Origin of the sequence: Chitinophaga sp. 180180018-3 (assembly GCF_037893185.1) — a bacterium.
In the GTDB taxonomy this organism is placed as follows: domain Bacteria; phylum Bacteroidota; class Bacteroidia; order Chitinophagales; family Chitinophagaceae; genus Chitinophaga.
Window position 1 is genome coordinate 4,123,135 of sequence record NZ_CP140772.1, and the last position, 24,375, is coordinate 4,147,509.

A 24,375-nucleotide genomic window follows, 5' to 3' on the forward strand; every position below is an offset into this window, starting at 1 on the left:
ATAAACAAGCTGCGCGGGAAAATGCCTGCTGCGCATAAAAAAGCGCAGCGACTGGATGCCGCGGCGCTATACTTCTTTGTTAGTTGTTATTGTTTTATTTCTGTCAGCATTTCTTTTACGGCAGCTTCCAGCTGAGTATCCTTACCTGCCAGGAAATCTTCATATCTCAATGGTACACGAATATCCGGCTCCAGCTGCATATTTTCTGTTGGCCGGCCTTCCTTGCCGATAGTGCCTACCATCGGGATACCGAATACAATAGTGGGGTCGATCTGTGTTTCCCACCATACTGCAGTACCAGTACCCGGTACCGGCATACCGATTAGTTTTCCGATATTACCTTGTTTGTAAACATATGGGAAGATGAAAGCATCGCTGTAGTTTCCTTCGCTCATGAGCACACAACTGGGGCGCTGCCACTGACCTGTAGGTTCTCCGCCTTTTACCTTTTCGCCCTGCGGTGCAAAATCAAGATATTTCTTACCACTGAGGAAACTATACAGATCGTCGTGCAGCCATCCGCCTCCGTTGAAGCGGGTGTCGACGATAAGCGCTTTCTTATCCTTGTTGCGTCCCATCACTTCATCATAAACAGAGCGGTAGCTGGCATCGTTCATGCCCTGCACATGTACGTAGCCTACCTGGCCATTGCTCAGGCGATCTACCATATCGCGCATGGTGTTTACCCAGCGTTTGTACAGCAGGTTGTTTTCCTCTCCTGCGCTGATAGGTTTTACTGTTTCTTCCCAACGGGCTTTGGTACCAGGGTTGTACACATTTACCAGTACATTTTTCCCGGCTTTACGGTTCAGCAGTGTCGCCCAGTCTGCATCAGCAGTGATAGCTTCACCATCTATCTTCTCGATAACATCTCCCTTCTTTAATTTACATTCGGCCCTGTCGAATGGTCCGCCTGCAATGACTTCCGTTACTTTCAGTCCGTTGCCGGCTGTCGTCTCATCATAAAACAATCCCAGGGAAGCAGTCACATCACCACCCTCGGCCTGGTGGGCATAACGGCCGCCGGTGTGGGAACCATTCAGTTCACCCAGCAGTTCGCTCAGCAGTTCTTCAAAATCGTAGCCATTGCTGATATGCGGCAGGAAGCGGGCGTAGTTATCGCCATACATTTTCCAGTCGATGTTGCGGAGAGTAGGATCATAGAATTTCTCTTTCACCTGTTTCCAGGCATGCCAGAAAATATATTTACGTTCTTCATCTTCATTCAGTGCCTGTTCGGTACTGATAGCTACCGGCGTTATTTTTCCACTGCCGGTTTCCACTTTCACCACGCTGCCGCGGTTGCTGACAAAAAGTGTATTGCCATCCTTGCTGAGTGCGATATCGCCCGGAGTACCGCCCAGTTTAGCGAGGATTTTTGTTTCGCGGGTACGCGGTTCGGTTACCCACAGGTCGTATCCTTTTTCAAAGGCGGCCATGTAATACAGCTTGCTGGCGTCTTTATTCAGCACATAATCACCGATAGAAGCGCTGTTGATGGTCAGCCGCAGTTTCCGGTTCTCCAGGTCGTTGAAATCGGGCTGAAAGCCTTTTTTAGCAGCAGTGGAATCTTTGGTTTTAGCAGCAGAGTCCTTACCCGGCTTAGCATCTTTCTCCTTCAGGAGGTTGAATTCATCTTTCGACAATTTGAATTTATCGTAAGTATCCTGGTCGAAGAAAACCGCGTAGATATCTACTTCCCGGCTGCCTTGTTTGGCGAGAGATTTACGGCCGTCCCGGTTGCTGGTCCAGGTAAGCATCTTACCGTCGTCCGCCCATTTGCTGTTGTATTCACCGAACCCGCTCTTCACCGGATAGATGGCCTCACCTTTGCCGTCGGCCGGAATCAGGGCCACATTCGCCCGGTCGAAATATCCCTGCTGATCGTCTACCGCGATCCACTTTCCATCGGGGCTCCATTCGAAGCTCCAGTCGCCATCGGCATAGGAATGATTATGTCCGGCGGGAAGCAGGGTACGACTTTTACCGGAGGCGATGTTAAATACTTTGAGGATATTACGGTTCTCTATATACGCAATTTCTTTCCCGTCGGGGGAGAACACCGGCTGAAACTCTTCCGCAGCGGTAGCAATCAACGGTTCTTCCTTCAGCAGTGTGGCGGCAAAGAAGTAGGGTTCTTCCTTGCGTACTTTGGTGGTCTGGTAAATGTCCCAGTTGCCGTTGCGTTCAGCAGCATAGATCAGGCGTTTACCATCGGGCGACCAGCGCACCATTCTTTCCTGTTGCGGCGTATTGGTGATACGTTTGGTCATATTGCCTTCCACGCTGGTCACGTATACTTCGCCTCTGGCCACAAAGGCCATTTCCTTGCCATCGGGGCTCATCGCAAATTCGGTAGTGTTACCGCTGACAGGGATATTCCTGACAGTGGCCGCCCGGCCATCGTTGAAAATGCGGACATCCAGTTTACGGGGCTGTTCGCCCTCTTTCAGCGTATATATTTCCCCGTTATAGGTAAAACAAAGTGTATTATTATCTGATTTAGACAGGTTACGCACCGGGTGTTTGGAGAAGCTGGTCAGCTGCTGCATGCTGTTTTTATCCGACAGCGACGCCTTGAACAGGTTCTGGGAGATGCCACCCTTCTCGCTGAGATAGTAGATGGTGTTGCCACTGCCAAAAAGCGGTTCTCTGTCTTCTCCGGCGTATTCTGATACCTTTTCGTAGGTACCTTTGGCCACATCCATGACCCATATATCCCTTGTTACAGCAGAGATGTGGTGTTTACGCATGGGATCTTCATATCCCTTGCGGTCCTGGAAAATGATTTTGTTACCGGCAGCATTGTAGTGAGCAACATCGGTGCCGGCAGCGCTGATCAGTAGCGGCCTGCCGCCTGTTACCGGAACGGTATACATGTTCCTGAACAAACGATAAGGAAACCTTACACTTGTAGCGGGAGCATTCCGTATGCTTCCAAAAAGCACCTGCTTATTGTCGGGCGTAAAATCGTAGGGAAAGTCGCCGGCGCTGTTGGTGGTTAGTCTTACCGGCGTACCACCGGTAGCGGGCATTACAAACACATCGAAGTTGCCGTAACGGTCGCTCGCAAAAGCGATATACTTCCCATCGTGGCTCCAGACAGGCATCATATCATGTGCCTGATGGATGGTAAGCGGCACTGCTACGCCTCCTTTAGTATCAACCCGGTAAATATCTCCCTTATAACCGAAAGCAATTGTGCTACCATCCGGGGAAATAGCCGGATTTCGCAACCATAGGGCATTTTCCTGGGCATAGGTAGTGGCAGCCATCAGCATGGCTGCACATCCGAATAATAACTTCTTCATAAGCGATATCAGATCTGTTGTTAAACTCAGCAAAATGCTGACAGGGTAAAATAAGCAATGCCTGTATTTTTGTCAACCCTAATAATGATAAATGGCAGATGAAGATTAACAAAGGTACTATCTGAACATAGTGCGGAATATACGGTCCCACAGTGTGGAGCTTACCCCGAACCCCAGATCGTCGTTTTTGTAATGATGCAGGTGATGGTTTCGCCACAATGGTTTCAGCCATTTGAAAGGTGGCGCCCATGCGTGGATGGCATAATGCATGCTGCCATAAGCCAGGTAGCCTGATACGAATCCCGGGAAAAACACGAATGCGTTATCATCCATCAGGAGATAAAAGATGGTGAAGAGAAATGAAGAGATGAGCAGGCTTGGTACCGGCGGCATGAACAGGCGTTGCTTATCCCGTGGATATTCGTGATGGTTGCCATGCAGCGTGTAGGTAACTCTTTTTGCAATGGGATTTTCGCTTACCCAATGAAAAATAAACCGGTGCGCCAGGTACTCGAACAGCGTCCAGCAGAACAGGGCTCCTATATAAGTTAATACGATCCTCCATCCCGGGTACTGCAACGTGGTAGCACTGTAATAGAGCATATAACCGATGACAGGCAGGTAAATACCGAAAATGATGGCCGGATGGGTTTTCGTGAGCAACTCGAGATAGCGGTTGCTGAATAGTTGGGCCTGGCCTTTGTTATGTACTTTTTCGAATTTCATATAAGCGGTGATTGGGATGTAAGTTGGGGTGATTGCGGGTTTTATCCATTTATTGGCGGATGAGTTGGGGGATTTTTGGGTTGAGGTGGGGGAAAATGGGGTTGAGGTGGGATGACTTATTCCGTTGTTTTGTAATGCCGGGTAAACCCAATCATATTACGCGGTTCCTGTTGCGGGTTAAGTAATTCTTTAAGGTATTCAAAGATTAACTGTATATCCTTATCGTAGCCAGCAGTCTTCTTTTCCAGCTGTTCCAGCTTCAGTAAAATATCTCTGTGCGTTAGTATGATCTCCCGCATTCTCGTAAAAATCCTGATGATCTGAATATTGACGGCTATTGCCCTTTCACTGTTCAGGATACAGGACAACATGGTAACACCATGTTCTGTAAAACAAAATGGCGCATAACGGAGGCCCTGGCGATCTTGTTTGGAGGACGCAAATTGCGTCCTCCAATTTTCTAATTCCTTTGCGTTCATTTCAAACATAAAATCGCCAGGGAAGCGGGTTTTGTTTCTTCTAACGGCCTCTTTCAGGCGTTTGGTTTCTACACCGTATAGTACTGCAAGATCACGGTCCAGCATTATTTTCTGGCCTCTGACGAAATAGATCTTGCCTGTCACAATTTCATCTGGCACCAAAGGGTGTGCCTTGGGTTTTGTCATATAGTATATAATTTTATCGTTTTTGTAAAATATCTGGTAATCGATCACTCGCGGTAACCACCTGTGTTTCGTGAGTATACAGTTGGAAGGGAACGATAGGCAACAAACGAATTTATTTATAGGCGGTACAATAACTTTGGGAGAGAATTCTCTGTTAAAAATCGGATAGACAATTTTCAACAACTCTAAAAGTAAAGAAATTTATATTAAAACATACTCTCAATGTCTAAAAAATTCAAACCAGCTATATATTTGATTAATTCTCTAACACTCAAAAACTCTCCTTCTTCAATTTCATATACTCCCTCCGAAGCATATTAAGCACCTCTCTATACTTCGCCACTGAAACGAGGTTCGTTGTTTCATGCGGGTCATTTTTTATATCAAACAGCACTTCATCGCCATGCTCAATAAACTTCATGTACTTAAAGCTTTTAGTTACCACTCCCTCCATTTGAGGAATTTGATATCCTCCCAGGAAGTAATGCTGATAGAAGAAACTGTTCCGCTCAGGTATATCATTTTGCATGAGGCCGAGCAAATTCATGCCCTGCATCTGTGCGGGAACCGGTACACCTGCCATTGAAAGAATAGTTGGAGCTATATCAATATTCAGTGCGATTTTATCAGGGCGGGTTTGCCTTATTTTATCCGGAAAGCGAGGGTTGTAGATAAACAGTGGCACGCGGATGGATTCTTCATAACCATACCATTTACCTTCCATTCCATGTTCTCCAAGAAAAAAACCGTTGTCTCCCATTAAAATAATAATGGTGTTTTGATCGATATCAAGTGCTTTCAGTTTCCTCACAATATCACCCAATACGTCGTCTACACCGGTAATCAGCCGGTAGTAGTTTTTTACATTTTCCTGGTATAACTGATCTGTACCAAACAGCCCTTTCCACCTGATTCTGGCCAGATTGCTGTCGGTTTTGAGAAACGCGGGGAGCTTATTCCAATATTCAGGAGCTGCGGTAACAGGGTGCGGAATCACCACCTCTTTATAGTATTCTTTATACCGGGGCTGAATGATAAATTCAGGGGGTAACCCATCCTGTTCATGTGGTGCTTTGAAGCTTACTGACAAACAAAAAGGAACATTTGCATATTGATCCAAAAAACGGAGAATAGCATGATCGAGTGTATCCGTGTCATGGATCTCATGGTCATTTGCATCGCGGGTAATATAATCTGGCTGCCCTTTGCCGCCCGCTTCGGTATTCACCGAAAAATCAAATAACTGATCCGGGAAATCTTTTCCTACCCCAAACTTTCCTATAAATCCGGTTTTGTATCCGGCTTTTTTAAGCAGGGCCGGATAGGTTTGTGATAAAGCCCGGGCAGACAGATTGGTGGCAAAGTCGTGGATACCATGCCTGGATTCGTATTGGCCGGTGACGATACTGGCCCTGCTAACACAGCAGATAGAAGTGGTGACATAAGCATTCCGGAAATAAATTCCGGCGCTGGCCAGCTTATCCATGTTAGGTGTTTTGATAACAGGATTACCAGCCACTCCCATCGCATCCCAGCGTTGGTCATCTGTCAGCAGGAAAATAATGTTAGGTCGTGTACGAACAGGTTTCGCCTGCCATTTGTGTTGAAGCCTGTTTTCTGCCGAAGATAGCTCCGGCATATTTCCGCGGGATGCGGCTATTTGCCGGTGACGCATCCCTTCGCCACCGGCAGCCGCAGTAATGTGCGATATTTCCGATTTTATGTTTTTATTTTGACAGTGGGCCGCAGTAGCAATAAGCATTAACGTTCCCAGAAAAAAGCACATTAAAACTCTTTGTTTCATAGCATGGCTAAGGCACAAAATTTATTGGATGCCAGGCGGTATACCAGGCCCCCCAGTTCGGCCCGTAGGCGTATGACAGATATTGCCGTTTGGCAGGGTTGATATGTCCTAACTCATCGCCACTCCATCCGCAATTATGCAGATAAGGCTTGAGGTAATCATGAAATTCTGATATTTTGGTGAATGTGATCCCATCCGAAGATTCCCATAATACGAGGTAACTGGTTGGTGAGAGCCGGGATGCCGTGTGGATCGCCTGGAACTTCTGCAGATCGTCGCGGTACTTTACATCACAACGATCGGCGCCGGCGATGGAAGCCTTGTTGATAGCGGTTCCTCTGAAAGTCATGCTGGCAGGCCAGTTCGCATTGCTCGCACTGGCAGTGGCTACGCGGGTTTCATTGATGCCTACATCCGTCCAGGTATAATAGAAGTAAAGCGTATCGTTCTTTACTACCATGCGGGGTTCGCCGGCGCCCCAGGAATCTGCGTTGCCTGTGAAGGTCACTACTGGCTGCGGGTTGCCGCCCCATCCGCTGCCGTTCCATTTTTCCCAGGGACCCAAAGGCGATTGAGCGCGCGCCACATAAGCATGGTTGAATACACCGCGACTGTCTTCCGTAGAGGTATACCCAATATAGTAATATCCTCCAAACTTAATCACACCAGGGTCGCATACGGAGTAATGATCTCTGGATCCGGGAGTAGGCCGCAGAGACACCTGGTCGGCAGTCCAGGTGATTCCACCATTTGTAGACTGGCGATAGTCAATTTCATCCCATATGCCGGATATAGTTGGCGAGCTCGCAAACCAGGCATCGATAGAACCATCGGCATGTGTCATGATAGACGGGCCATAGCGGTAGCCTCCCGGCGCATAGATATCCCATCCTGTTTCTATTTTGAAGGCGCTGGTAAATGGAGGCGTAATGCCTGAATTATCCAGGCTCGCTCCCACTTCTGCCAGCTGAAATACGTAATTCCCCACATCGTCCAGGCCAAGCCTGGTGGCAACAATGTGAATACCATTGGCATGTACCGTTGCGGGAAGGTGCAGCAACAGTTCTCCTACCTGGGGAGTATAGTAAGAAGTATAGGTGGCTGCTAATACCCAGCTGGGGCCATTCGACCAGTATACTGAAAAATTCACCGGAAACCCCAAAGCTGTTCCGGCATTCATCCGGAGATTAAGTTTCACTGTATTGATATCATAAAAAGTGTCGAACCAGAATGCGACCCATTCCGTATTATTAGCGCTGGAACGCGGTGTAGAACTCCAGATCGTAGCAGTGTTTCCGTCGTTCAATGCCGACACAGGCCAGAGCGCCGTGGAAGCCTGCACAGAGGTAACAGGCACACTAGGAGCAGATAACAGCATTTTGGCAGATTGAGTACTGTGGGATGCTGCATCTGCCTTATTCAAATCGGTCATGGAGGCTTTATAACAACCGGATGTCAACACTGCCAATGGGAAAGCCAGGGATAGTAAAAGTTTGTACTTCATACTTTAAGTTTAAGGGGAAGAATTTAGAAATCGAAAGAAATGATATTCGAAAAGCCTGTATAGCGCTATCTGCCCGTTAACTGATATTCATAGCCAGAACAAAATCTTAGGTGCCAGCATTTCTTTTTGTTCGCATTAAACAATTGGCGATTATTAAATTTCCGAAAACCAGATCATATAACTATCCTGCACTAACCTGCCCTATCGTAAATGCTACAACATTCTTTGGCCGCCCCTATATTAAGGACATGGCTGACCGATTTTAAGCGTCTGTTATACAACTATACTTATCTGCATACCAGGATAAATAACAGCGCTATATACAATTGGGAAAATTGTCCACCAACAAACGTGGTATATCCATTTTCAGACGAGGAATGCTGTCGCAACTTTGCATAGTCAACAACAACATAAACAAATTAAAATCGTATAACCATGGCAGGTATAACATTCAACGTTCCCAAAAGAGAAGAAGTATCAGCAAACAATCAGGTGATTTTCGACAACCTGAAAAAGGCATTAGGCTTTGTTCCGAATACTTATGCAACAATGGCGTATAGTAACACCGCGCTGGAGAACTACCTCAATTTTTCCAACGGCCTGACTTCCCTGAACAAAAAAGAAAAGGAAGTAGTCAATCTCGTGGTAAGTGAGATCAATGCATGCGACTATTGTTTGGCGGCCCATACAACCATCAGTAAGCTGAACGGCTTTAGCGAAGAGCAAACTATTGAGCTTAGAAAAGGGACAGCTCCATTTGACAGCAAGCTGGACGCGCTGGTAAAATTCACCAAAGAGGCCACCATCAATAAAGGTCATGTAAGCGAAGCCACATTAGACAATTTACAAAAGGCAGGCTATACAAAAACAAACATTATCGATGTGATACTTGCAATTACTGAAATTTCGGCCACCAACTATCTTAATAACCTTACGCAGATCCCGATTGATTTTCCTTTGGGCAAGAAGTTAAACTAATTTATAACTATTCAGCCACGTAGGTGTATAGGACCACCTTGCATCTATGTGGTTTTCTAAAAAATCCATGATGAGTAAGCAAAAATTACCGTTACCGCCGTTTACATTAGAAACAGCATTGCAAAAAGTACAGTTGGCGGAAGATGCCTGGAATAGTCGAAGCCCCGAAATTGTTTGTCTGGCGTACACCGAAGACTCGGAATGGCGTAACCGGGTGGAATTTATAAACGGAAGAGAAGCGATAAAAGACTTTCTAAAACGTAAATGGGAAAAGGAGCTGGATTATAAATTGAAAAAACAATTGTGGGGATTTCGGGAAAATCGTATCGCCGTTATGTTTGAGTACGAATGGCATAATCACGAAGGGCAGTGGTTCAGAAGCTACGGAAATGAACTTTGGGAATTTGATGCGGACGGCTTGATGTGCAAGCGATTTGCAAGTATCAACGATATGGAAATTGAGCAATCAGACCGGAGATTATAATGATCAATTTCCCTACATTTGTAGCCTTGTTTAAGGGAGTAAAACAGTTCTGTCAGATGTTAGAGCACAGCAATTACACATTGATTAATTCGCAGACAGGGAACCTTGCTTTCAAGATTTTTGATTTTGAAAGTAACGACCGTTTCGATCATGTTCAGCGTAATAATTATTATTCTCTGATCTTTGTAAAACGGGGTTCGGGCGAAGTCAGGGCCGATTTTACAAGTTACGGATTACCCGAAAATTCAGTATTTTCATTTTCTCCATATCAGCCATTTATATTTGCAACAGCGCGGGATCTCAAAGGTTTTGCGGTGCAATTCCATCCGGATTTTTTCTGTATACACAAGCATCAAAGCGAAGTGGCTTGTAACGGTGTGTTATTTAACAATATCTACAAGCCACCTTTCATCACGCTTGACACAACACAGGAATCGCAACTTAACCTGATTGTTGAGCAAATGAAGAATGAAATGCAAAATACGGCGCTGGCACAATACGAGCTTTTGGTGGCGCATCTGAAAATCCTGTTGATTCATTTATCGCGGATTAAGGTAGAACAGCAGCCTGATATGGCAGATGTAGAAGAAAACGGACACCCTTTTATTTTACAAAATCTGAAAGACGCCATAGAAAGCAACTTCAGGGCCAGGCATTCAGCAAGCGACTATGCCGATTTACTACACATCTCCCCCAAAGCACTGGCACGGATAACAAAGACCCATTTCAACAAAACACTTACCGCATTAATATCGGAGCGTATCATCATTGAAGCCAAACGGGAATTGTATCTTACTTCAAAAACAGTCAAGGAAATTGCCTACGAATTAGGTTATGAAGACGAACATTATTTCAGCCGTTTTTTCAAAACGAATGCAGATGTTTCCCCACAAATATACCGGGAATCAGTTGGCTTTGCAGCGGCAGAAAAATGAACAATTACAGCCTTTGAATGGTTTATAAACATGCATTCTTCGCAAACATAACTATTTCTTAATTGTTTTCAGTTACATATGGCAGGGATTTTGGGAACAAGGGCATGGACCTATTCTGCACCAAATAACCACTATGCATATGAATACAATGCTTATCCTCACCGACTTTTCGGAAAATGCTTTCAGGGCTATGGAATATGCAGCATCGCTGACTCAGCCGCTGCAGACCAGCCGGATTATCCTGTACCATGCCTTTCAGAGCTTTATATTCGGCACTGAGCTTCCCATTACCAATACTCCGGATAATGAACGGCTTTATCTGGAGTGTATGGAAAATCTGGCATTGCAGCAAGACAGGCTAAGGGCCCTTATACATGCGGGTATCAGAATTGATATGAAGGCAGAAGATGCTTTGCTTGCCGATCATATTAACGATTTCTGTGCTGAAGAAAATGTAGATTTTATTGTTATGGGAGTGTCTGGTAAATCGGGGTTGGAAAAACTGCTGCTGGGCAGTACTACCTCTTTGATTATCTCTACCAGCAAGGTGCCTGTGCTGGTGGTTCCTAAAGATACTATTATCGGGAAACCGCTCACGTCTATCATATTCACTACCGATCTGAAACATCATGAAACCATCCCTGTTGAACGGTTGCATGAAATCCTGCGTGCATTTCCCGCCACTGTAAGGGTACTGAATGTAGAAAAAGGCGCTGGTACTGAAAAATATGTTATTGAAACCAAAGAATCGATAGCCAGCCTGCATGAAATATTTGAACCTTATCATGCTTCCTTCGATTATCTTAATGACAACAATACCGTGGATGGCATATTGGCGTATTCCAACCAACACCAGGCATCCCTTATCATTGTCATTCCCAGGAAACAGGGAGGACTGGCGGTTTTATTTCATAACAGCATATCTAAAAAACTGGCATACGATTCAAATATTCCCTTATTATGCCTGCCTCCGGCAGACAAATAAAAAAAGCTCCGGCATATGCCGGAGCTTTTTTTATATAAATACTGTAAGTATTATCACCGCTCAGGTACAAACAACACAGCATCTGCTACCACAACGCCATTAGCGCCACCAGTATTTATTTCCACGTAAGCTCCACTCCCGCTCTTCAGCTCCCAGCTTCCGAGTGATGCCCATTCTCCGGAGGTTTGCCCTTCAACCTTTACATCGGCAGGTTTAAGCGGTACCTCTTTGACCTGAGTACCATCGCTTATTTTCACCATAGTTGTTTCGGAATGATCCTGGATACGAGGTACGTACAGGTAAATGCGATACCGGCCGCTCTTTTTTACATCCGGATTGAAACGAACATATTTCTCGCCATCACCGCTTGCAGTGAGCATAGAGGGTCCATACCCTACTCCTTTGGATACCCGCTGCCAGTCGCCATGAATATTCACATGAGCACGGTCGTCGTCATCCACGAGTATTTCGTTCGTACTATTGTCCGCCAGCGGATGCGCCACCAATAACTGTTGTATCTTCTTAACATCAGCCTTCTGCACGGATGTTTGGGCATCTATCGCCACTGCCGCAGCTGTTGCTGCAGATTGAGCCAGCACCATAAATACCGGCTCCATCCTGATAGATCCGTAGGCGATGTGGGAGGCAGACAGGCAAACAGGCACCAGCAGGTTCCGGCATTCGGTTTCCTTAGGGATCAGAGAGCGGTACGATACCGGATATGGGCCAAAACCACCGATCTGCACATCACCTTCGTTTTTCACCATACTGTTAACGACTATACGCTGACAGTTGTGGGAGTCCATTGTATAAGCAGCCATACCCACCCCATCGGTTACATTTTCCTTCCCTTCGCAGTTTGCCTGGCTCATCACATATTCTCCTATCATGCGCCGTGCTTCGCGGATATATAATTGCGGCGTCCAGTGCCCGTTATCCTGGTATTCATCTTTCGGATAGCCCCAGGTTAACATCTCGTGGCGCAGGTGTTCCGGCATACGCTCATCATGACCAATGAAGTATAACAGTCCCTTCGTGTAAGTTTCATGCGCTTTGATGATTTTTTTGCGGGTAGCCGCATCTCCATTGGGATAGTCCCAGTTCACGCCTATCATATCCGTGGAGAACGCGCCGTTGTTATTGATGTCCGTTTTTCCGTTCTGAAGCCGGCTAATAATCATGATCCCATTCAGATCACGTACCGGATGCTTCTCCAGTAAACGCAGCAACAACTCATAACGGGCAGGATTGTAGTCTTCCGGCTTTGTAATCGGCACCTGATTCTCCGGCTGGTTCGACAGGCAGATCCTGAAATTATACGTCTGTACTTTTTTATCCCCGGCTCCCTGCTGATCCACGGTACCGTTGCTGATTCCCCATAACAGGCCGCTCTCCGGCTTTCCGGGTATTTTGTAGGGATCTATTCCATCCGGAAACTGGTGTTTTTCCCGGAGCTGTACACCATTATAAGTTTCCTTGTACTCGCTGTTGGCCTCACGCCCTACCATATACGAAACCCCGGCCTTAGCCATCAGGTCTCCTTCATAGGAACAGTCGATGAACATCCGGGCGCGGATAACGCTGGTGGCGGGCCCTGTGACAGTTATCTCTTTAATATCGCCGTTTTCTTTCCTGACGCTGCTCAGCTGGTATTCGTACAAGACATCCACATTGGCTTCCCGGATGTATTGCCGGAAGATTTCTTCCGCCACATGTGGTTCGAAGATCCACTGCTCCAGTTTTCCGTAATGGTCGCCAATACGGCGGTAAAAATTCCGGGCAAGTCCGGTAATGGCAGATTTATTGCCGATATCGGTAAAACCGAGACCGCCGGCACTCAGTCCGCCAAGATGCTTATCGGGCGAAACCAGCAATACACTTTTGTTCATTTTTTTTGCAGTATACGCGGCAATAACGCCGGCGGATGTTCCGCCGTAAATGCAGATGTCGACTTCCCTGGGCTTAGTAGCGAAGAGCATCTGGGCTGCCATCAGCAGGCAACCGGCAAGGATTAGTTTCTTTTTCATCAGATAGAATAATAACGTTTAACTGTCTGTTGTCAGGCACCCTGGTTTTCAATGGTCCCAGGCGATTACCAAAACCTGCAACAGCACAATCCGGTGATCATAACGTGACATGCCTTTGCGGCCGAAATTCCAAAATAAGAAAAAATATATCTAATTCAAACCGGAATGTACCTGTTTCAAGAAACACCGATGTCATCCAGCGCTGGCGATGCACTTTTACAGAAAAAAAATGAGATTATTTGCAATAATACTACTCCTGACAGCCTGGAACCTCCCTCTATTTTCACAGGGATATCGCATGGAGGGTACCATTAGCCCATCCATGAATGGAAAATTCATCCATTTGTTTGGAATTGACTATTCCAGTCTCAATCCTGTTATCCGCGATTCAGCACTGATCAGCAATGGCAAGTTCCAATTTAACGGAAAGATTAATACACCTGGATTGCTGGTTTCTATTTATATACCATCAGACCATCGCCTGTTCAGCCAATTTTTTATAGAGAACAGAAATATCAGCGTACATTTTCCGACTCCCGACAGCTCACAGCGCTACCAGGGACTCATTACCCGTAACAACCCCATCACCACTCAGTACCGGGAGTGGAAAAAAGCAACCGATTCCCTTTATATTGCTGTCTGGCGCTTTAATCACATGATCGACAGCCTTGAAAATAAACATGCGCCCGATACCGCTATTGCTGCTGTTAAAGCCAACCAAAAAATATACAGTGATGCCCTGCGGGAATCGAAGATGCGCTTTATCAGGCAGCATCCGGATTACTATATTTCGCTTTACTGGTTACGCTACGATCTGCTTTCCCGGTTGTCGTCCCAACCAGATGTAATCAACGCTTTATACAAGGGGCTTACTCCTGCGGTACAACAGTTACCGGAAGGTAAAGCGCTGGCAGAAACCATCACCATCATTACAAAGCTGCAACCGGGAAAAATGCTTCCTTCCTTCAGCGTGCCGGATACCAGTGGCAACATAGTGAAGCTGGATAACTTCAAAGGCCGGTACCTGTTGCTCGACTTCTGGGCATCCTGGTGCGGCCCCTGTATTGCATCCATCCCGGCCATGAAAGAATTGCATGAAGCCTGGAAATCGAAAGGCCTTGAAATTGTGAGCATTTCCCTGGACGATAACCGCGACAAATGGCTGCAGGCAGTGCGTACCCACCAAATGCCCTGGACACAGGTATCCCAGTTGCAAGGCTGGAAAAGCCCGGTTGCCAGGGAATATAATATTCAATTTATTCCACAGGTAATACTGGTCGACAAAACAGGAAAGATCCTTTCTGTAGCCTCCGATGATATATCCAGGGAATTGCCTGCTTTTATTAAATAAATTATCTTTTCATCATGAAAAAAGGAATACTCCTTATACTGCTAAAAATAATGGTGGAATGGATGCCGGTGCATGCACAGGTAAACCCTCCCAATAAATTATCTAAGCACTTTCATCTGTCCGATTTGCACCTGACACTTTCCAATAATTTCATCACCTCCCAATATCCTTACACCCCTACGTATATTTCCCTTCCATTCAGGGAAGAATACTTCACTGCTTATGGCGAACACCTGTTACTGACTGCTGTTCGGAGCGACAGCCTGGTATCCCTGGGGGATTATTCAGGCGAGTTTTTTATTGACAGCAGCAGGCAGGATCAGCAGGCCTTTCCACTGAACCGTTTGCAGGTAAGGGTATCACTGAACAATACGATCCTGAGGAACTGGCGTCTACTGGAGCAGTGCCCTTCATTCAGGGATACTGCAGTGCACTATAAGCCCGATCCTACCCGCATTATACTGTCTTATCACCTGCTGGATGACCGGCTGAATATTGGCGACAGTATACTCATTGAACTCAGGGAAGACACCACCGCCCCTTTCATGAAACTACATGTTAAGCGTAAAAACGGACGCACCCAGCCCTTTATGATGATGTTCAGGCAGGATACCAGTATGGCAACAACGACGGTGTCGTTCATCAGCAAAGAGCTGCTTTTCCGCGCTGACGAACAACGGTCGCACCTTTTTTATGCCGACTGGCCAGGGAGTGGGTTGCACCTGCAACATCAATTGATGCCACAGCAAGCGCGACTGGCTTTCTATTTCAGGAAAGAACACCGGAATAATACGGACTCGTCGCTCGCCTACCGCTTGTTGAGTAACCGGCATGCCGATACTACCTGGCAGCGCACTGACGGACAGGTGCTGATTTCCGCGTTGCAACCCGGCACCAGTTATCAGCTGGAGGTCAAATATGCCGATGGCAGCGGGCAAACCTCCGTATATACGTTCTACACACCAGCGCTATGGTACCAGACCACCTGGTTCAAAGTATTTACCGGCATTCTTGCCATTTGCCTCCTGTTATTGGTGCTGTTTATTTCCAGTACCAGAAAAAATAAACGGGCATTGAAACAGCGGCACCTGGAAATGCAGGCGCTTTATGCCCAGATGAATCCACACTTCCTTTTCAATGCCCTCGGTTCCATACAGGGGCTGATGAATGATATGCAAACCGCAAAGGCAAACAAGTACCTGACCGGTTTTGCAACACTCCTGCGCAGCACTATTTCCCTGGGCCGCCGGGAGTTGATTCCACTCAGCCTGGAGCTGAAAAATCTTGACAACTACATCGCACTGGAGAGGTTGCGTTTTGGCTTCGATTACCAGCTTCAGGTTGCACCGGGTATCCAGACCGATGAAATAGACGTTCCTCCTATGCTGGCTCAGCCTCTGATCGAAAATGCTGCCAAGCATGCTTTGTCGGGCCTCCGCGATCAGGGCCGGCTGACGCTGGAAGTGAAAAAAGAAGGAACTGATTTAGTACTTTTAATCCTTGATAATGGCAGCGGCTTCGATCCGGGCAAAGTACAACCCGGACACGGTATCAGCCTGACACAGGAACGAATAGCACTTTTCAACAGGATGTACCGGCACCGGAAAATTGCGCTGATATTCATGCCGGCCGGCATTGGTACCTGCTGTTGTCTGCGTTTTAAAAACTGGACAGACCGGGGCTGATCCTTTTCATCAGACCTCCCTTTCCGGTTAGCAGGCCACTGACTGCCCCACCTGCGCCAGTTAGAAAAATCCGGCAATGAGCCGCTTAAAATCCAACAGACAATGATCAATGCACTACTTATAGACGACGAACCTATTAATATCATCAACCTCCAGCGTCTGTTGGAACTACATTGCCCCACGGTGCGTGTGGCGGGCACCGCCGACAACGCAGATGAAGGTGCCACTGCTATCAGGCAGCTTCGCCCTGACCTGGTTTTCCTTGATATACAAATGCCTGGGAAAAACGGGTTTGATATGCTCCAGTCCATACCACATCCCGACTTCGCCCTGATATTTGTTACCGCGTTTGACCAGTATGGCATTCAGGCAGTAAAATTCGCAGCCATGGACTACCTGCTAAAACCAGTTGATGCGGATGAGCTCATCGCAGCTGTAGCAAAAGCCACAGCGGCCATTGTCCACAAAAAGCAACAACAACAACTTCAATACCTGGTGGAAATCCTTCGACAGGGACAGCAAAAAGACGAGCACCGGATTGCCCTTCCCTCACTAAAAGAAACCAGGTTTGTTTATACCCGCAATATCATACGCTGCGAAAGCAGTAACAGCTATACTCACTTCTATCTCAACGACGGTGAAAAAATCACCGTCGCCGTCTCCATTTATGAATACGAAGAACTACTCGATAGCTACGGCTTTGTGCGATGCCATCAATCTCATCTCGTAAACAAGAAGTTTGTAAAAAGTATCGTCAAAGAATCAGGCGGCTATCTGCTTATGCAGGATGGCACCCAGATACCAGTGTCGCGTACCAGAAAAGAGGAGCTGAAAAAGAAACTAATGTGATACAACACCTCCTACCAGGGTTAACCATCCACATCATCTGACAGATGCCTCCTCCAGGTATGCCGTTCGTCCTTCCTCTCCACCAGATAGAAGGCACTTCGCCATACCCCGGCCAACAAACAATACTAAGTATTTTAGCTTCTCCCTAAAATAAAAAAGCCCCGTTCACCTCTACAGCATGGATCCCGGGACTCTTTTACATTATTCAAAATTGCTTTCAGTTACAAATATACTAATTTTTTTAGCAAAACAAAAATTTCATCTAAAAATATTCAGACTGTCAACATCCTTTCCTGGAAATTCTCTAAAAACTGCCCTACATGGAGTCCATCCATCAGTGCATGGTGTACATGTACTGATACCGGCATCAGCAACCGCCCGTTCACTTCTTTCATCTTTCCGAAAGATATCTTCGGACAACTATCCTTAAAAGAAAAACTACGCGCATGAGAAATGGACGTAAAATTGATCCAGGGTAATGATGAATAGTGGATTACATTTTCTCCCGATATAGCAGGTACCAGCCCTATACTATGACTCACTCTTTCAATTTCCGCAGCGGCAGCAGCATCAAAGCGGGCGGCATCTTCATAAAAATCCATATAAGCAAAACCAAACGTTCCATCCGGCCTGTTAATGGTCGGCGATGCATGCACCTGATCATAGATCCATACCTCTCCTTCCGATATCCGGTAACGGAAAGGTGTTGTATCATTGGCTGCTGCCAGTGATTTATGAAGGTAACTCAGGAAAAAAGACCGGCCCGATGCCTTTGCCTTTTCATAAGCTGTCGTGCAATCTACTTCTGTTGTAATACCGAAAAAAGGTTCTTCAAACCTGCTGAAGAATTGAAAATGATCCTTTCTCGGCCATGTATTAAGATCCAGTAACTGTTTCATGATATTAAATGCGGCAGTACTTCTGCCATCGTGTTAAACTGATAAAAATTCGGGTGCTCAATATTGTGCTCCAGCTGTTCGTGCAACCAGGTGGTATGGTAAGGTATATGCACAGCTCTCCCTCCTAATGCCAGTACCGGCAGCACATCCGATTTCAACGAATTACCCAGCATCAGGAATTCCTCCGGCCGGCAGTCCAGGTGCTTTATTAACTTCTGATAGTCCTGCTCCTTTTTGTCGCTCATGATTTCGATATGGTGGAAATACCGTTCCAGGCCCGATTTTTTCAACTTCCGCTCCTGGTCCAGCAAATCGCCTTTGGTGGCCACTACCAGCCGGTATTTACCATACAACTGCTCCAGCACTGATTCCACGCCATCGAGCAGTTCTATCGGCTTATTCAGCATCTCCTGCCCATACTGTATCACCAGCCGTATAATTTCCGGATTCGCTGTATTCTCTGATACCCTCAACACTGTTTCTATCATACAAAGCATGAACGCCTTGATCCCATAACCATATAACGACAGGTTCGCCATTTCTGTTTTAAACAACTCCTGCGATACCGTGTGGTGGGGCAGGTAATCTTCCAGCAGACTGCAGAACTTCGCTTCTGTTTCCTGGAAGTAAGGCTCATTCACCCAAAGGGTATCATCAGCATCAAATGCTATTACGCTTATGTCTTTATTCATGTTATGCTTACATTTGTAGCAGGCAAAATTACAGATCAATATTATATTAAACGGGACATTTGTCTCACCCAACAATTTATGTTACGCACCAATCCTGCCTTCGTTAATTTTATTGAACACTACATTGCCAGCCAGCAGGAAGGCAAACACATCGCTCAAAAAACCTTTAAACCCGGTACCAGGATCATCCGGCAGGGGTCCACCATCCATCAGGTGTATATCATCACTGATGGTATTGTAAAGTGTTTTATTTCGGAAGATAACGGTAAAGACTATATTTTCGAATTCCTCGGTACGGGCGAAGTTACCGGCGACCTGGAAGCTATCAACAAAGCTACCTGCCTTTGCAACATCGACGCTATCACCACTGTTGCTGCATATGTGATTCCCCATTCCCTGTTCACTCATCTGCTGCAAAACAACCAGCAATTCAATACCCTGATGATGCAGGAACTGGCCACCCGTATACGTCAGACCTGCATACGGGCATCCTACCAACAGCTATACCCCGTTGAATATGCACTACAGCGTCTTTTGACGTTGGAAGCACAACAGGATATCAGGCTCTCCAAAAAAGATATGGCCGATTATCTGGGCATTTCTGTACGAAGTTTCAATCGGACATTGAAGGAGCTCAAGGAAAAGAATTACGAATTGGGAATGTAGAATGAAGAAATAAAGCTAAAACATTCTAATTCTGAAGTCACTGGCGACAGAGAGCTGGCGTTATTGAATAATAACTTTAGTGCCGTTAACTGCCTCTATTGCACTAAAAAAAAATGACACGGTCCGCGGACCATTTCCGAAAAGATCTGTTTTGATATGATGGTACTATTAGTGAATGAAAGTTTTCAGGAACTCGTCTTTCTTGCTGCGCGATACCATAACATATTTGCCATTTTGCATTTCGATCTGGCCTCCGTCTCCCCTAATATAACGTTTGACATAGTGCAGATTGATGATATAAGAATGATGAGGGCGGAAGAAAATATCTGTGGGTAGCAGTTCCTCAAAATCTTTTAGTGTACGGCTGGCGACAAGAGGCGGGCGGTTCGTGAAATGAATAAGGGTATAATTGCTTTGCGCCTCCATGTGAATGATATCTTCTGTATTGAAGAACAGCAGCCCATCGAGACTGGGAATAACAATTTTTCCCAGTGGCTGACGAGACAGCAGGTTATATTGCAGTATTTCCAGCTTTTGCGCTGTAAGATCCTGAGATTGTTTCTTCACCCGCTCGATAGCCCGTTTCAACTCTTCAATATCTACGGGTTTCAGCAGGTAATCAAAGGCTGCATACCGGATGGCTTTAATGGCATACTGGTCATAAGCCGTGGTGAAAATGAGATGAAAATCTTTATCCGGCACCTGGTGCATCATTTCAAAACCATCCATACGGGGCATTTCAATATCGAGAAAAACAATGCCGGGTTTCTGTTTTTTGATCAGTTTAAGCCCTTCAACGCCGTCTGCGGCTTCGCCAACCAGCTCTACATCGGGGCAATAGAGGTGCAGCTTTTCTCTTAAAGCCAGGCGCCCTTTCTGTTCATCATCTATGATAAGCGCTGTAAGCATTATTGTATTTTTAATAGTACTTGTATTTTTGTGCCTGCAGCCTGTCCATTCTGCTGCAGGTCGGTAACCACTACCGAAGCATGGGTTTCGTTATTAAAGAACCGCACCCGGTCGCTACTCATTTGCATTCCATAGGAAGGATTTTGTTGTCGAAAGCCGTTTTTCAAAGCTTCCCGACCTACACCATTGTCTTCAATCAGGTATTGAATATACTCCTGATTCCTGGAAACCGTAATAGTAAGCTGTCCATTATTGTCTGGTCGATTTTTAAGCCCATGCAGAATAGCGTTCTCCACGTAAGGCTGAACAATCAACGGTGGTACTTTATAGTCTTCCTGTGACAATAATTCATCTGTATTAATGGCTGCTGTAAATTTATTTTCATAGCGAAGTTGTTCCAGATCAATATACAGTTGCAATGTTTCAAGGTCTTTGGTCAGCGTCACAGTATTTTGTCTGGAGCTGTCGAGAATATTACGGAGCAGCATGGCAAATTTGTTCAGATATATTGTGGCAGCGTATTTGTCGTTGCTATGTATCAGGGCGTCAATGCTGTTGATGCAATTAAAAATAAAATGCGGGTTCATCTGTGCACGCAGCGCCATCATTTCTGTTTCGGCGATCTTTCTCTGTAAAACCGCTTCATAGCGGATGCCCGCAATTCTTTTGCGTACAACCATGAAAACAATCCCTCCTATAACGAGCAATGCTCCTGTACGAAACCACCACGACTGCCACCAGGGGGGATAGATACGGATATGCAGCGTAACCATATCCGAGCTCCACTTACCATCACTATTGGCAGAACGTAACTGGAACTTGTAATCACCCGGCGGCAGTCCGCTGTAACTGGCCGTGTTGTTGCCCGTTTGCACCCAGTTATCGTTAAGACCCTGTAGCCTGTAGCCAAACCTGTTTTTGTGGGAATTGGAAAAATTATTAACCGCAAATTGTATGGTGATGAAATTTTCCTGATGATGAAGGCACAATGCTTTTTCTGCAGACCTGGCAACGCCATTTACCTGTAAGGCGGTGAGTTGCGGGGCAGGACTGAACCCATTTTCTTTAAGTAAAGACGGATCAAATTTCGTAATTCCCCCTACACCGCCAAACAATAGTGTACCATCCGGCTCAGCCAGCGTACACGCAGTATTATATTCCAAAAAAGAAAGACCGCTGCCCAGGTCATAATTCTGCACGTTGTAATTATGCGGATCAATCTTATACAATCCGTTATTGGTGCTGGCCCAGAAAAAACCATTCCTATCTTTCTGTATCGCATAACAAACATCAGACGCATCGGAGGTATTGATCAGGATATGCTTTATTACACTGTCATTTTTAGCATCGTACACAACAATGCCATTGTCCGTGGCCAGCCAGAACAAAGGCCCGTCCTTTAACAGGTAACGTACATAGGTGGCATGCTTTTTTACAGCAGCAACGGTTGCGAACCGCCCACTGTGGTAATTGCAGGTAACCAACCCACCACCTTCTGTGCAAATCCACAAGAGGTGGGCGGCATCCTCATAACAATATCTTCCTGCATAGGCATTTACCTGCAGCAGGTTGTCTGCGCAAGTTTTCCACTGCCGGTCTTTCAGAGAAAAGAACACAGCGCCATTCTCACCGGCAATAAAAAGGCTGTCAGCATCCTGCAGTTTATACACGGTATACAGCTTGTTGGTGGGGAGCAGGTGTTTAGCCTTGTAAAAGGCTAATTTTTTGCTGGCCGTATTCAGCTGTATCAACCCATCCCAGCTTGCTATCCAGAGGTTATGCCGGTCGTCTTCCGTAATACTATATACTGTGTTGCCGGCAGCGCTGAAATGGGAGAATGCAGGATACGTGTGAAACTGGTTAGTGGCCGTATCCCAGGCCACCAGGCCTTTGTTCTGGGTGCCAACATAATAATGACCATCCTGGCTTTTATAAAGGGTAAATACCATATTGTCTGGCAGGGAGGCAGCATTTAACGGGTCGTTGCTGATGGTGGCAAACTGGTATTTCAGCGGATCGTATTTGGCAATACCACCGCCACTAAGGCCGCACCACATAATGCCCTGCCGGTCGCGAAACAGTGATAATACAAAATCCTTTTCAGGACTGCGATTGTCATAGCGGTTGTGCACTGCAGTTTGTATACTTTTCGTTTGCGCGTCAAACCGCATAATTCCTTTGCCCCTGGTTCCTATCCACAACCGGCCGGCAGCATCTGCGGCAAAACAGCCGATGCCATCCGTCGCAGCCTTAAAGGGATGTACGTGTATAGTATTGCCTGCGTCAATGGTATCTGCAGTATAAAAACAACCACCCGCCAGGGTGCCTATCCATAGCACATCATGCCAGGAGTACAAAGCTTTTATTTCCGGGAAAGCACGGGACAATCGGAGTGGCACTGCCCGGTAGCCGGTATCTGCAGCACTCAGATAAAACAGCTGTTGTGATACGGCAGTTATTATACGGCCCTGATGCAACGCGATACTGTTCACTTTTTCACGGTTATTCCCGTCGTCAAAAAAAGAACGGATTGTGCCTGCTCTTGTGTTCAGTTGCAGCAGGCCTTTGTTATAGGTGATAATCCAGTATTCATTTTCGCGGAAGCTGTTGATGCTCTTTACCGGTATGTTTTCCAGCAGGGCGGCATAAGGAAAGAGTTCGCTTATCTTCAGTAATGAATCTTTTCGGGGATGAAAAATGCAGGCTCCCAACAGCGTACCTACCCATAATATATTTTTATAAGAATCGAAGAACAAAGAAGAAATATAGTTAGACGGCAGTTTTTTTCCGGCAGTGTATTGCGGAAGGAATATCCTGAACTGTTTACCATCATAACGATTCAGACCATCCTGGGTACCGAACCACATGAAGCCGTTCGCATCCTGCGCAATGGCAAAACAGCTGTTTTGTGAAAGCCCGTCCTGGGATGTGTAGTTTTCAAAATACAACTCTTTTGATTGAGCCAGGGTTAGCTGACAATTCAATAACACTGTCAATAGCAGGCTATATCGGCGTATGGAAAACAAGTTGTTGCTTTTCTGTAAATTACTATTAATTCTGCTGAATGTAAAAGCTACAGGGCTTCATTAAGAAGGAGGCAGTTTGCAGATCCTGATCACTTTTTTATAAGAAAGAACAAGGCTTAAGTAAAAGTAATAAAGCGCGTTCTCATTTCAATAAATTTCATTGTTTGTTAACGTACCAGAGATAGTAAACGCTTGGTGGATCCAGATAAATACCGGTCATGGAAAAGCCGTCTTTTTCTATTACAGCGAAACTCTGACCAGATTTGATCGGGAACTGTATCCCCGCCCCTTCAACAGCATAGTGGGCCACCGCAGGGTCTATATGACATTTCAGTTGTGTTCCGGGTAAAAATGCAAGTCCAAAACTGATACCCCCTCTTAATTTCCCCAGCCATATAGAGCCTCTAAGTGAATCTGCATTCAGCATCCTGCTGCGATACAATTTATCAATTAGCCATCTTTTTTGTCCGGGATAAACAAAATTGTTCCAAACGTCTGCTTTGAAGTTTGCTTCCAGCAGTACATCTTCCTGGGGAAAACGAAGGGAGATAATACTATCCTTTACCCACCAGCGACCCGATTGATGCGGACCAAGCTGGTACCAGGTGAAGCTGCTGTCTGCATCCAGCTTAACAGAAAACGGCTGTTGTTCGGTATATCCGTGTAAATAATGAAACTGACCGGCCCATACGGTACCTTTTAATGACGCGGCCGGATCGTCGGGCACACTACTACTTTTGCTACAATACATAACAGGCAAGACGACTATGATGAGTAAAACGGCTGAAAAAAGGCGTTTCATAAAGTGATTTTTTTTATAGATTAATTATACAGGGGTTCTTTCAGCATATATTTAATTATTGTGAAGCATAAACAGGA

Annotated in this window: 19 protein-coding genes; 8 read left to right on the forward strand and 11 right to left on the reverse strand. The window is 45.9% G+C overall.

Annotated features, from left to right (window positions below):
• Positions 1 to 86 precede the first annotated feature (86 nt).
• From UNH61_RS16210 to UNH61_RS16230, 5 genes are all read right to left on the reverse strand, one after another.
• On the reverse strand, positions 87 to 3,311 hold the full coding sequence (locus UNH61_RS16210; protein WP_326993013.1) for a S41 family peptidase: 3,225 nt from the start codon (positions 3,309 to 3,311) through the stop codon (positions 87 to 89).
• Positions 3,312 to 3,428: 117 nt separating this feature from the next.
• Positions 3,429 to 4,037 (reverse strand): sterol desaturase family protein, encoded by a 609-nt coding sequence (locus UNH61_RS16215; protein WP_326993014.1) that lies wholly within the window; start codon positions 4,035 to 4,037, stop codon positions 3,429 to 3,431.
• Positions 4,038 to 4,153: 116 nt separating this feature from the next.
• Complete coding sequence (locus UNH61_RS16220; RefSeq protein WP_326993015.1) at positions 4,154 to 4,702, reverse strand: ORF6N domain-containing protein; 549 nt, start codon at positions 4,700 to 4,702, stop codon at positions 4,154 to 4,156.
• A 271-nt stretch (positions 4,703 to 4,973) separates the two neighbouring features.
• Entirely contained in the window at positions 4,974 to 6,506 is a 1,533-nt protein-coding gene (locus UNH61_RS16225) for a sulfatase (protein ID WP_326993016.1), read from the reverse strand.
• 7 nt (positions 6,507 to 6,513) lie between these two features.
• A complete protein-coding gene (locus tag UNH61_RS16230; RefSeq protein WP_326993017.1) occupies positions 6,514 to 8,010 on the reverse strand; it encodes a hypothetical protein in 1,497 nt (498 codons plus the stop codon).
• Positions 8,011 to 8,445: 435 nt separating this feature from the next.
• On the opposite strand from UNH61_RS16230, the gene UNH61_RS16235 reads away from it, so the two are divergent.
• The 4 genes from UNH61_RS16235 to UNH61_RS16250 all read left to right on the forward strand — a co-directional run bounded on the left by UNH61_RS16235 (position 8,446) and on the right by UNH61_RS16250 (position 11,392).
• The gene (locus UNH61_RS16235) at positions 8,446 to 8,988 is read left to right on the forward strand and encodes a carboxymuconolactone decarboxylase family protein (protein WP_326993018.1); all 543 of its coding nucleotides are present in this window, start codon (positions 8,446 to 8,448) and stop codon (positions 8,986 to 8,988) included.
• A 70-nt stretch (positions 8,989 to 9,058) separates the two neighbouring features.
• Positions 9,059 to 9,472 carry a nuclear transport factor 2 family protein gene (locus tag UNH61_RS16240; RefSeq protein WP_326993019.1) on the forward strand — a complete coding sequence of 138 codons (414 nt, stop codon included), beginning with the start codon at positions 9,059 to 9,061 and terminating at the stop codon, positions 9,470 to 9,472.
• A gap of 56 nt (positions 9,473 to 9,528) precedes the next feature.
• A complete protein-coding gene (locus UNH61_RS16245) occupies positions 9,529 to 10,407 on the forward strand; it encodes a helix-turn-helix domain-containing protein (RefSeq protein ID WP_326993020.1) in 879 nt (292 codons plus the stop codon).
• A 139-nt stretch (positions 10,408 to 10,546) separates the two neighbouring features.
• Positions 10,547 to 11,392 carry a universal stress protein gene (locus UNH61_RS16250; RefSeq protein ID WP_326993021.1) on the forward strand — a complete coding sequence of 282 codons (846 nt, stop codon included), beginning with the start codon at positions 10,547 to 10,549 and terminating at the stop codon, positions 11,390 to 11,392.
• Between the two features lie 53 nt (positions 11,393 to 11,445).
• Here the strand turns inward: UNH61_RS16250 and UNH61_RS16255 are convergent, their stop codons facing one another.
• The gene (locus tag UNH61_RS16255; RefSeq protein ID WP_326993022.1) at positions 11,446 to 13,419 is read right to left on the reverse strand and encodes an FAD-dependent oxidoreductase; all 1,974 of its coding nucleotides are present in this window, start codon (positions 13,417 to 13,419) and stop codon (positions 11,446 to 11,448) included.
• 229 nt (positions 13,420 to 13,648) lie between these two features.
• On the opposite strand from UNH61_RS16255, the gene UNH61_RS16260 reads away from it, so the two are divergent.
• The 3 genes from UNH61_RS16260 to UNH61_RS16270 all read left to right on the forward strand — a co-directional run bounded on the left by UNH61_RS16260 (position 13,649) and on the right by UNH61_RS16270 (position 17,304).
• Positions 13,649 to 14,770, forward strand: a complete 1,122-nt coding sequence (locus UNH61_RS16260; protein ID WP_326993023.1) for a TlpA disulfide reductase family protein — start codon at positions 13,649 to 13,651, stop codon at positions 14,768 to 14,770.
• A 14-nt stretch (positions 14,771 to 14,784) separates the two neighbouring features.
• Entirely contained in the window at positions 14,785 to 16,455 is a 1,671-nt protein-coding gene (locus UNH61_RS16265) for a histidine kinase (protein ID WP_326993024.1), read from the forward strand.
• A gap of 102 nt (positions 16,456 to 16,557) precedes the next feature.
• Positions 16,558 to 17,304, forward strand: coding sequence for a LytTR family DNA-binding domain-containing protein (locus UNH61_RS16270; protein WP_326993025.1), 747 nt, complete (start codon positions 16,558 to 16,560; stop codon positions 17,302 to 17,304).
• 272 nt (positions 17,305 to 17,576) lie between these two features.
• Here UNH61_RS16270 and UNH61_RS16275 read toward each other — a convergent pair whose 3' ends face one another.
• Together UNH61_RS16275 and UNH61_RS16280 are read right to left on the reverse strand one after the other, a co-directional pair.
• Positions 17,577 to 18,203 carry a chloramphenicol acetyltransferase gene (locus tag UNH61_RS16275; protein ID WP_326993026.1) on the reverse strand — a complete coding sequence of 209 codons (627 nt, stop codon included), beginning with the start codon at positions 18,201 to 18,203 and terminating at the stop codon, positions 17,577 to 17,579.
• The gene (locus tag UNH61_RS16280; protein WP_326993027.1) at positions 18,200 to 18,895 is read right to left on the reverse strand and encodes an HAD family hydrolase; all 696 of its coding nucleotides are present in this window, start codon (positions 18,893 to 18,895) and stop codon (positions 18,200 to 18,202) included. The genes UNH61_RS16275 and UNH61_RS16280 overlap by 4 nt, the downstream gene beginning before the upstream one ends.
• Before the next feature lie 78 nt (positions 18,896 to 18,973).
• Between UNH61_RS16280 and UNH61_RS16285 the strand changes: the two genes are divergently transcribed.
• A complete protein-coding gene (locus tag UNH61_RS16285) occupies positions 18,974 to 19,561 on the forward strand; it encodes a Crp/Fnr family transcriptional regulator (RefSeq protein ID WP_326993028.1) in 588 nt (195 codons plus the stop codon).
• A 168-nt stretch (positions 19,562 to 19,729) separates the two neighbouring features.
• Here the strand turns inward: UNH61_RS16285 and UNH61_RS16290 are convergent, their stop codons facing one another.
• The 3 genes from UNH61_RS16290 to UNH61_RS16300 all read right to left on the reverse strand — a co-directional run bounded on the left by UNH61_RS16290 (position 19,730) and on the right by UNH61_RS16300 (position 24,298).
• Entirely contained in the window at positions 19,730 to 20,470 is a 741-nt protein-coding gene (locus tag UNH61_RS16290) for a LytTR family DNA-binding domain-containing protein (RefSeq protein WP_326993029.1), read from the reverse strand.
• Complete coding sequence (locus tag UNH61_RS16295; protein WP_326993030.1) at positions 20,470 to 23,496, reverse strand: two-component regulator propeller domain-containing protein; 3,027 nt, start codon at positions 23,494 to 23,496, stop codon at positions 20,470 to 20,472. The genes UNH61_RS16290 and UNH61_RS16295 overlap by 1 nt, the downstream gene beginning before the upstream one ends.
• Before the next feature lie 157 nt (positions 23,497 to 23,653).
• Positions 23,654 to 24,298 (reverse strand): hypothetical protein, encoded by a 645-nt coding sequence (locus tag UNH61_RS16300; protein WP_326993031.1) that lies wholly within the window; start codon positions 24,296 to 24,298, stop codon positions 23,654 to 23,656.
• Positions 24,299 to 24,375: the final 77 nt, after the last annotated feature.

Bases quoted from the DNA above. Each gene is read 5' to 3' on its own strand.
- UNH61_RS16220 (WP_326993015.1), bottom strand. From the start codon at position 4,702: ATGACAAAACCCAAGGCACACCCTTTGGTGCCAGATGAAATTGTGACA.
- UNH61_RS16225 (WP_326993016.1), bottom strand. From the start codon at position 6,506: ATGAAACAAAGAGTTTTAATGTGCTTTTTTCTGGGAACGTTAATGCTT.
- UNH61_RS16300 (WP_326993031.1), bottom strand. From the start codon at position 24,298: ATGAAACGCCTTTTTTCAGCCGTTTTACTCATCATAGTCGTCTTGCCT.
- UNH61_RS16285 (WP_326993028.1), top strand. From the start codon at position 18,974: ATGTTACGCACCAATCCTGCCTTCGTTAATTTTATTGAACACTACATT.
- UNH61_RS16255 (WP_326993022.1), bottom strand. From the start codon at position 13,419: ATGAAAAAGAAACTAATCCTTGCCGGTTGCCTGCTGATGGCAGCCCAG.
- UNH61_RS16235 (WP_326993018.1), top strand. From the start codon at position 8,446: ATGGCAGGTATAACATTCAACGTTCCCAAAAGAGAAGAAGTATCAGCA.
- UNH61_RS16280 (WP_326993027.1), bottom strand. From the start codon at position 18,895: ATGAATAAAGACATAAGCGTAATAGCATTTGATGCTGATGATACCCTT.
- UNH61_RS16215 (WP_326993014.1), bottom strand. From the start codon at position 4,037: ATGAAATTCGAAAAAGTACATAACAAAGGCCAGGCCCAACTATTCAGC.
- UNH61_RS16260 (WP_326993023.1), top strand. From the start codon at position 13,649: ATGAGATTATTTGCAATAATACTACTCCTGACAGCCTGGAACCTCCCT.
- UNH61_RS16245 (WP_326993020.1), top strand. From the start codon at position 9,529: ATGTTAGAGCACAGCAATTACACATTGATTAATTCGCAGACAGGGAAC.
- UNH61_RS16240 (WP_326993019.1), top strand. From the start codon at position 9,059: ATGAGTAAGCAAAAATTACCGTTACCGCCGTTTACATTAGAAACAGCA.
- UNH61_RS16230 (WP_326993017.1), bottom strand. From the start codon at position 8,010: ATGAAGTACAAACTTTTACTATCCCTGGCTTTCCCATTGGCAGTGTTG.
- UNH61_RS16250 (WP_326993021.1), top strand. From the start codon at position 10,547: ATGAATACAATGCTTATCCTCACCGACTTTTCGGAAAATGCTTTCAGG.
- UNH61_RS16270 (WP_326993025.1), top strand. From the start codon at position 16,558: ATGATCAATGCACTACTTATAGACGACGAACCTATTAATATCATCAAC.
- UNH61_RS16265 (WP_326993024.1), top strand. From the start codon at position 14,785: ATGAAAAAAGGAATACTCCTTATACTGCTAAAAATAATGGTGGAATGG.
- UNH61_RS16275 (WP_326993026.1), bottom strand. From the start codon at position 18,203: ATGAAACAGTTACTGGATCTTAATACATGGCCGAGAAAGGATCATTTT.
- UNH61_RS16210 (WP_326993013.1), bottom strand. From the start codon at position 3,311: ATGAAGAAGTTATTATTCGGATGTGCAGCCATGCTGATGGCTGCCACT.
- UNH61_RS16290 (WP_326993029.1), bottom strand. From the start codon at position 20,470: ATGCTTACAGCGCTTATCATAGATGATGAACAGAAAGGGCGCCTGGCT.